Annotated in this window: 6 protein-coding genes and 3 tRNA genes; 4 read left to right on the top strand and 5 right to left on the bottom strand. The window is 37.8% G+C overall.

The annotated features are described in order from the left end of the window. Positions 1 to 30 precede the first annotated feature (30 nt). The 3 genes from BCG07_RS10770 to BCG07_RS10760 form a co-directional block, all read right to left on the bottom strand. Positions 31 to 106 (bottom strand) — tRNA-Phe (locus tag BCG07_RS10770). A 49-nt stretch (positions 107 to 155) separates the two neighbouring features. After that, a tRNA-Thr gene (locus BCG07_RS10765) sits at positions 156 to 231 on the bottom strand. A 57-nt stretch (positions 232 to 288) separates the two neighbouring features. Then, positions 289 to 364: transfer RNA gene (locus tag BCG07_RS10760), tRNA-Phe, on the bottom strand. Positions 365 to 703: 339 nt separating this feature from the next. Between BCG07_RS10760 and BCG07_RS10755 the strand changes: the two genes are divergently transcribed. Further along, entirely contained in the window at positions 704 to 3,478 is a 2,775-nt protein-coding gene (locus tag BCG07_RS10755; protein ID WP_243531585.1) for an ATP-binding protein, read from the top strand. A 63-nt stretch (positions 3,479 to 3,541) separates the two neighbouring features. Here the strand turns inward: BCG07_RS10755 and BCG07_RS10750 are convergent, their stop codons facing one another. After that, positions 3,542 to 3,814: an oxidative damage protection protein gene (locus BCG07_RS10750; RefSeq protein WP_006794326.1), complete on the bottom strand. Its 273-nt coding sequence runs from the start codon at positions 3,812 to 3,814 to the stop codon at positions 3,542 to 3,544. Between the two features lie 34 nt (positions 3,815 to 3,848). Next, positions 3,849 to 4,910: an A/G-specific adenine glycosylase gene (gene mutY / locus BCG07_RS10745; protein WP_138740268.1), complete on the bottom strand. Its 1,062-nt coding sequence runs from the start codon at positions 4,908 to 4,910 to the stop codon at positions 3,849 to 3,851. A 162-nt stretch (positions 4,911 to 5,072) separates the two neighbouring features. Between mutY and trmB the strand changes: the two genes are divergently transcribed. The 3 genes from trmB to BCG07_RS10730 all read left to right on the top strand — a co-directional run. Further along, positions 5,073 to 5,798 (top strand): tRNA (guanosine(46)-N7)-methyltransferase TrmB, encoded by a 726-nt coding sequence (gene trmB, locus BCG07_RS10740; protein ID WP_006794328.1) that lies wholly within the window; start codon positions 5,073 to 5,075, stop codon positions 5,796 to 5,798. A 45-nt stretch (positions 5,799 to 5,843) separates the two neighbouring features. Next, complete coding sequence (locus BCG07_RS10735; RefSeq protein WP_010556530.1) at positions 5,844 to 6,869, top strand: methyltransferase; 1,026 nt, start codon at positions 5,844 to 5,846, stop codon at positions 6,867 to 6,869. 147 nt (positions 6,870 to 7,016) lie between these two features. Beyond that, a partial coding sequence (locus BCG07_RS10730; RefSeq protein WP_286890084.1) for a sensor histidine kinase occupies positions 7,017 to 8,500 on the top strand: 1,484 nt, incomplete at its 3' end.

The following is an 8,500-nucleotide window of genomic DNA, read 5'->3' as shown; positions in this document are numbered from 1 at the left end:
ATCAATTTTAAAGATTGATAAACTTATAAATGGTGCCTCGACCCGGAATCGAACCAGGGACACGAGGATTTTCAATCCTCTGCTCTACCAACTGAGCTATCGAGGCACTTAAACAGTGCTAATTAAATGCTATTAAAACACTTAACTAAAATAAATGGTGCCGACTAACCGAGTCGAACGGTTGACCTACTGATTACAAGTCAGTTGCTCTACCAGCTGAGCTAAGTCGGCACACTAAACTGTGTGCTAAGGCACTTAATCAATTTTAAAGATTGATAAACTTATAAATGGTGCCTCGACCCGGAATCGAACCAGGGACACGAGGATTTTCAATCCTCTGCTCTACCAACTGAGCTATCGAGGCACTTAAACAGTGCTAATTAAAAATCTTAACCGATTTTTAATGTAACTCCCAACAACATCTACTAAGTCAGCTGTCTGGGCGTGCGGCGTATTAAACGAGTTTTGCCCTTACAAGTCAACTTTTTTTTTATCCTTTACGACTGTTTGAACGGTTTTCAAGCAACTCAGTACATTTTTTATTGATAACGTACATTTTTACCACAAACCAGTCTATATATATGAAATATTATAACTAAATCAGACTAAAACCGTAGTGAATTATTTTTGGTAAATGGTACGATTAGTTCAGATACCTATGCTAATAGCTAAAGTAGCAAAAACACATCAATGGGAACATTCAATGCAGAGTAAATTCTCTTCGCCGGTAAAAGGGTTATTACCACTTTTTTTTATATTTAATATTGCAATTACCGCACTTGCTGTATTTGGTTACTCGTTCTACATCAAAAACGATACACAAACAGTTAAACCTGAGCCATCGGTAAATATTAAAACACTCGCATCTACATTAAATCAGCCTATGATCGACGCGCTAACAATGTATGGCCAAGACAAGGTTAAGCAATTACTCGACTTAACATCCTCTTTAGATGATGAATTTGAATATACTCTTTATCGTTTCAGCGCGACTTCTGATACACAACTCGTTTATAGCAATAGCGAGACCGCACCTGAGTCCATCAAAATTGCACAATATAATGAGAGCACAGGTGTATTGCATCATATTCTCTTGCTTAACGATCAGCCAATTGGTGAGCTAATTATAAAACAAGAGTTAGCTTCACCACCATTAAGCATGCAAGACTCTCAGGTAATTGCATATGGTGTTGCAATCGCAACTGTTATTTCTTTATTTATCTTCGCGTTACTTTTTAACGTATACATTAATGGCCGTTTACGTAAAAGCACTGACTCACTCTCGCAAGAACTTCAGGCTATTACAGAGCAAGGTAACTACAATAGTAATGTTAATGAACAGCTAGATATTGGTTTAGGCTCTGTAGCACAAAGTATAAATGTACTACTTAAGCAAGTGCAAACAGCCCTTAGCGATAACGAGTCGGTACAAAAAGAACTGAAAAAACTACAAAATGGTTTAGAGTCAGAGGTGCAAAACCGCACTATTGCACTCGAGCGAGAAACCTTAAAAGCTCAAAGAGCTAGCGAAACTAAAACTACCTTTTTGGCTACTATGAGCCACGAAATCAGAACGCCTATGAATGGTGTTATTGGTACTATCGATTTGCTTCGTCAAACAGACCTTGATGGTGCTCAGCATCGCTTAAGTACTATTATTCGCGAATCAGCATTCTCACTACTGAGTATTTTGGATGATATTTTAGATTTTTCTAAAATTGAAGCTGGTAAGCTTAACATAGACCCAATCCCTTTTTCAGTGAGCGATACCCTAGAAGAAGTAACTCGCGTTTTATCGTCGGTCGCTAAAAAACGAGAACTTGATTTAGAACTATCAATTGCGCCAGATATTCCAGTAAATCTAGTCGGTGACAGCGTACGTGTGCGCCAAGTACTTTATAATTTATGCAGCAATGCAATTAAATTCACAAGCACCGATGAAAAAACCCAAGGCCATGTGAGAATTTCGGTTGAGGTTGCGCATAACACCGCCGACCACTTTACCTTGCGCTTTTGCGTAACCGATAACGGCAAAGGGATGACACAAGCTCAGCTAAGAGACATATTTAGCCCATTTGTTCAGGCTGAGAGTTCAATAACCAGAGAGTTTGGTGGCACAGGGTTAGGGCTTTCTATTTGTAAGAGTCTAACAGAGTTAATGTTAGGTACTATTCATGTAAATAGCCATGCAGGTATTGGCAGTGAATTTACCGTTGAGCTGCCTTTTAGCACCTCTGGTAAAATAAAATATGCTCATAAAAATGCCTTAGACGGCAAACCAATTATTGTTGTAAGTAACAACCTTCAACGCGAAAAAATAATGTACCGTTATTTATCGTTTATGGGTGCAAAAGTTATTTACGCGCACACAGAAAAAGAAATTGAACAACACCAAAACACAGAGGGTGCTATTTGGGTTGCTGACGGCATAGATAATATTGATGATATTAACTCTTTATTGAGGCGGTTATTGTACTCACTTGAGGATTACAATCAGCAAGTAGTCGTATTAAGCAAACTAGATGAAGCGGCCATTAATCATAAAAACATATTTTACATAAATGCGTCTCCACTTTGTAAGTCAAACTTTATGCTTTCTATTTTGGTTGCCGCAGGCTTACATCAACCAAAGCAAATTAAAAAAGCAAAATCGCTAAATAACTATTTAAATATTGAGCAAGCTCGAGAATCAAATAAATTAATTTTGCTTGTTGAAGACAACCTTCTAAACCAGCAAGTTTTAACCGACCAATTGCATATATTAGGGTATGGCGTAGAGGTTGCCAACAATGGCGAAGAAGGCCTAGATATGTGGAGAAAGAACAATTTCTCACTTATTTTAACCGATCTACACATGCCAAAAATGTCGGGATACGACATGGTTGAAAAAATTCGTAACGAAGCTGAATTACTAGAAGCTATAGACGCACAACCTTATATAGTTGCAGTTACCGCTAACGCTCTCAAAGGTGAAAAAGAACGCTGTTTAGCAGTAGGTATTAATGACTTTATTACAAAGCCTATAGAACTCAATGCGCTTGAAGATACTTTAAAACGCTGGAGCGACAAGCAAGCTCCTAAGCAAGCGCTAGCTCCTCAACAAAACACTGCATTGCCAATAGATATGGATGCAGTCGCCAAATACGTAAATGGCGATAAAGCAAAACAACTTCGCTTTTTCAAAATGTATTTAGAGCAAAGTCAAAGTTTAATTAAATCAATAAATTCAGGCGTTATGGTTAACGACCTAGCAGAAATAATTGAGGGTTGCCATCAACTCAGATCTATTTCTAAAACCATTGGGGCAGAAACAGTTGGTAAGCTTGCCGGTGCATTTGAAGATAAATGCAAAGCGGACGAACTAACAACTGATGAATTAATTGATTTACGCGACCAGTTAGAAATTGAATATTCTAAAGCGGCTCAGTTTTTAAAAGAGCAAGTTAGAAAGGCTGAGGAACAAAACGAAGAGTTTTAGCAGTTAATAGCTAAATAATTAGCAATAAAAAAGGGGCTTTTAGCCCCTTTTTTAATAAGTTATTTATTTTTCTGGCGGTCTATAGCCTTCAATTTCTACGTCTTTACCTTCAAACAGAAAGCCAACCATTTGCTCTTCTAAAAATGTACGATGCTCTGGGTCCATCATATTTAAATGCTTTTCGTTAATTAGCATAGTTTGTTTATGTTGCCATTGAGCAAAAGCTTCTTTAGAGATGTTATTAAAGATCTTTTCACCAAGCTCACCCGGGTAAAGTTGAAAACCAAGGCCTTCGGCTTCTTTTTGTAACTTTTGACAAAATACAGTACGTGCCATAATTAATTTCTCTTAAGCGTTAAATGCAAACAGTTTAACCTATTGGTGCAATTTGTTTAACCAACTTTTTAGTTGGTGCAGCCAAACCCACTTCTACTGATTGATCTAGCGGGTACCAAACTAGCTGGCGTTCGTTAATCACATCCGGGATTTGTTTAAGATTTAATATATGTGGGTTAATAGTCAGCTCAAAGTGAGAAAATACATGGGTGAATGGTACCAATGGCTCAAGTTCTGATTTAAAGCCATGTTGAACTAAAAAGTCATTTAGCTGTTTACGCTCAGCAAACTCAAAAAAACCAAACAATCCCCCCCAAATACCAGAGCTAGGGCGTTTTTCCATAAGGACCTTATCGTCACATTTTATAATTAGCTGATGACAGCTTTTTTTAGGCACTGCTTTTTTTGGCTTCGAATGAGGAAATTCTTTAACCTTACTAGCATTAAACGCACCGCAGCGACTGTTTAACGGGCACGGCTCACAATCAAAGCGGCTCCGTGAACATAAGCTTGCACCTAAATCCATCATAGCTTGGTTGAATTCAGTCACATTATTTTTAGGTGTTAATTGCGACGATAAATGCCAAAGCTGGTTTTCTACTTTTTTTACCCCATACCAGCCCTCCACCATAAAATAGCGTGCCAATACTCGCTTTACATTACCATCTAAAATAGGGTGATGCTGACCAAGCGATAATGACAATACAGCCCCTGCTGTAGAGCGCCCAATACCGGGCAAATCCATAACTTCCTCAAGCGTTTGAGGAAACAGCCCGTTGTATTTATCGCGAACTATCTTTGCTGTTTTATGAAGGTTTCGCGCGCGGGCGTAATAACCTAAACCAGTCCAGTGGTGAAGAACCTGATCTTCTTCGGCATTCGCCAAAGCGATAATATCAGGAAAGCTTTTCATAAATTTTTCAAAGTATGGGATCACAGTAACAACTTGAGTTTGCTGGAGCATAACCTCAGAAACCCACACTTTATAAGGTGTTTTACCCAATTGCCACGGCAGTGTTTTTCTGCCATGAAGGTGATACCAATCAACTACTTGTTTTGAAAACCAGTGAGACTGCTCTTTATTTAAGTCCAACATATTATACTTTTACTCATGCTCAATGGCGGGTCAGTCTATTGCAGTGAGTAAAAAGATCAAGCTATAGAGGCTGTAAAACCAGCTAATACTTGTGATTGAGGCCATCGTCAGGGATAATATGCAACCATTTTTAAACACATTGTTTTGTCAGGCCAATTAGATATGAGTGAATCAAGCAATACCAACCTAGAGCAAGCTAAGCAAGAAGGTAAATACATCCGCACCATTCGCAGTTTTGTAAAACGCGAAGGTCGATTAACCAAAGGCCAAGCCGCTGCAATCGAAAAATGCTGGCCAACAATGGGCTTAGAGCATAAAAACGGCATGCTTGATTTAAGCCAAGTATTCGGCAACAACAATGATGTAGTCCTAGAAATAGGCTTTGGTATGGGCAAGTCGCTTGTCGAAATGGCTAAAAATGCTCCACACCTAAACTTTATTGGTATTGAAGTACACCGCCCAGGCGTTGGTGCATGTTTAATGGATGCCGACGAAGCGGGCGTAACTAATTTACGTGTGTTTGAACACGATGCTGTAGAAGTGCTTGCTGATTGCTTAAGCGATGAGAGCCTAACTACATTGCAATTATTCTTCCCAGATCCATGGCACAAAAAGCGCCACCATAAACGCCGTATTGTACAAACTGAATTTGCTGAAAAGCTTCGCTCAAAATTAAAAATAGGCGGTGTTTTTCATATGGCTACTGATTGGGAGAACTACGCAGAACATATGCTAGAAGTAATGCAAGCGGCTCCGGGTTATAAAAACCAATCAGAGACTAACGATTACGTGCCTCGCCCTGATTTACGCCCTCTTACTAAGTTTGAGCAACGCGGCCACCGATTAGGTCACGGCGTTTGGGACTTAATGTTTGAGCGCACCAAGTAATTACACTTTTATATTAATTTAACACATAGTAAGGCAAAGCCATTTATGAGCGTATTAACCAACCCAAGTTTACTGTTACTTCGAAATAGCGAGGCATTAACGGGTAAATCTATATTGGTGGTCAACTTTGTTCAAGATGGCTTTTTAGCTGAGCTTAAAACGCTGAATCCAAATAGCAAAATTACAGCGTTTAGCTATAACCATGCTAATGGTGAATTTGCTAAAAACACTCATGGCGTTGATGTGAGCGTTAACCACACCATTACCGGTAGCGATTATGACTTAGTTATTCTTTATTACCCTAAGTCAAAACCAGAATTGCTAATGGCGCTTGATAACATACGCGCGGTAATAACAAGCGATGCCGAGTTATTAGTGGTTGGCGAAAATAAGAGTGGTGTTAAATCGATTGAAAAACAATTAGCAGGCAAAGCTCAATATAGTAATAAGATTGATTCGGCTAAACACTGCGTACTTTACTCATTTTCTCAAATTGAGCTTAATGCGCAATTTGATATTAGCCATTACCATAAAACATTTACCGTTAGTATTGCCGATACATCATTTTCAGCTATCAGCGTACCTGGCGTGTTTAACCATGGCTGTTTAGACGCTGGTACCAAAATGCTACTCGAAAATGCCCCTTCAACCAAACAAGGTAAAGTACTCGACTTTGGTTGCGGTGCTGGCTTAATTGCGACCTTTCTGGGTTTAAAAAATACAGCTCTTGAATTTGTATGTAGTGACGTAAGCGCACTTGCAACCTACGCAACAACTCAAACTTTAAAGTTAAACGGGGTAACTGGTGAAGCAATTCTCAGTGATGGCCTTAAAAATATTAGTGGTAAGTTTGATTTAATAGTGAGCAACCCGCCGTTTCACACAGGAATTGCAACAGACTACAGCGTTGCTGAAACGTTTTTAGCTAACGCAAAACAACATTTAACTAAAAACGGAAAACTGACCATTGTGGCAAACAGCTTTTTAAAATATCCGCCAATTTTAGAAACACAATTTGAAACTTATCAAACTGTTTTCAAAAACAATAAATTTGCCGTTTATAGTAGTTAAATTTTTTATATTTTAAGTTGAGCATTCTGCGTGCTCAACTTAGCAATAAAATATTACCTATTATTTTTATTTTTTTGCACCACAGTGTTTCTTCTTTGCTAGACTAATAAAATAATAAAACTCAATGACTCAGGCGACACTCAAATAATGCCTAGAAAAGTTCATCAAAGCAGTATTCGTAAAGCACTCATAAATCTAATAATGCTTATAACTGCTATTTGCTTGTCATTATCGATTTCTATATCAACTTATTTAAGTGTTAAAGAACAAAAACAATTAATAGTGAGTAAGCTCGTTATTTTGGCGGAAATAGTTGCTTTTGACGCTGGAAAATCAGTTTTTGAAGATGACAGAGAAACAGAAGAGAAACGCCTTAAATACTTTGAAAAAACTCCTTTAGTTAAAAACATACATGTATATTCTATTGAGCAAGCATCTCAAAAACCTGTTTTTTTTATAAGTTTTAATGCAAAAAAAACGCCACCAGTCCCCCTCAGAATCGATAGCATTGAAGAACTAAAAACACCACGTATAACCCACGAAGATATCGAACTAATAAAGCCAATTTTTCATAATGAAAAGCTTGTTGGTCATGTATACATGCGCGGGAGTCTTGAGAGCTTAGACGATTATATAAAACAAAAAATAGTTGTAGATATCTTACTGACTTTACTGATACTTGTTGTTGTGTATTTTATCGCAATAAATGTTCAAAAAAGAATAGCTCGACCGATAGAGCGGCTTAGCATGCTATTACAAGACGTATCAAAGAATCATAACTACGATGTACGCGCACCAGTAACCGACGTAAAAGAAATATCAGCGCTTTCTAACAGTTTAAACATCATGCTTACACGCACCCAAAAACAATTGACTCGCCATGAAAAAGACAAAGAAGAAATTAAACAGCTTAACCAAGGGCTAGAAGAAAAAGTAAACCAACGAACCATAGCCCTTCGAGAGGCAAATCAAGAGTTATTATCAACCCTTGAGCGTATGCATCAGTATCAAACGCAGATTGTTGAAAATGAAAAAATGGCATCACTTGGTCAAATGGTTGCCGGTGTTGCACATGAAGTTAACACCCCAATAGGCCTTGGTATTACAAGCTCTACTTTGCTGCGCGATAAGTTAGCCGATTTACAAATTAGCTTTGATGATAAAAAACTGACTTCAAATCAATTAAAACGCTTTATTGACGACGGTATTGAAAACCTAGATTTGATTTACCGTAACTTAAACCGTGCAGCCGACTTAATTTCAACCTTTAAAAAGGTAGCGGTTATTCAAGATGATGACGTAACTACCTACATTAATATTCATAAGTTAATAACAGATGTTTTGACATCAATAAGCTCAGAGCTTGAAGAGAAAAAACCGGTTATAAACATAAATTGTGCAACCGATTTAACCGTAGAAAGCAAGTCAGAACCATTACAACAAGTACTTATACAACTAATAACAAACTCACTACTACACGGGTTCGTTGGTAATGAAAATAATGAAATACAATTTGATGTAGAGTTAACAGGAAAAAAACTCACTATTATTTACAGCGATAACGGCCAAGGCGTAGATAAAAAAATTAAACACAGAATATTCGACCCATTTGTAACCTCAAAAAGAGGACA

Source organism: Pseudoalteromonas sp. ESRF-bin5 (genome assembly GCF_002632075.1).
Classification (GTDB): domain Bacteria; phylum Pseudomonadota; class Gammaproteobacteria; order Enterobacterales; family Alteromonadaceae; genus Pseudoalteromonas; species Pseudoalteromonas marina.
This window is presented reverse-complemented; position numbering and strand designations above follow the sequence as displayed.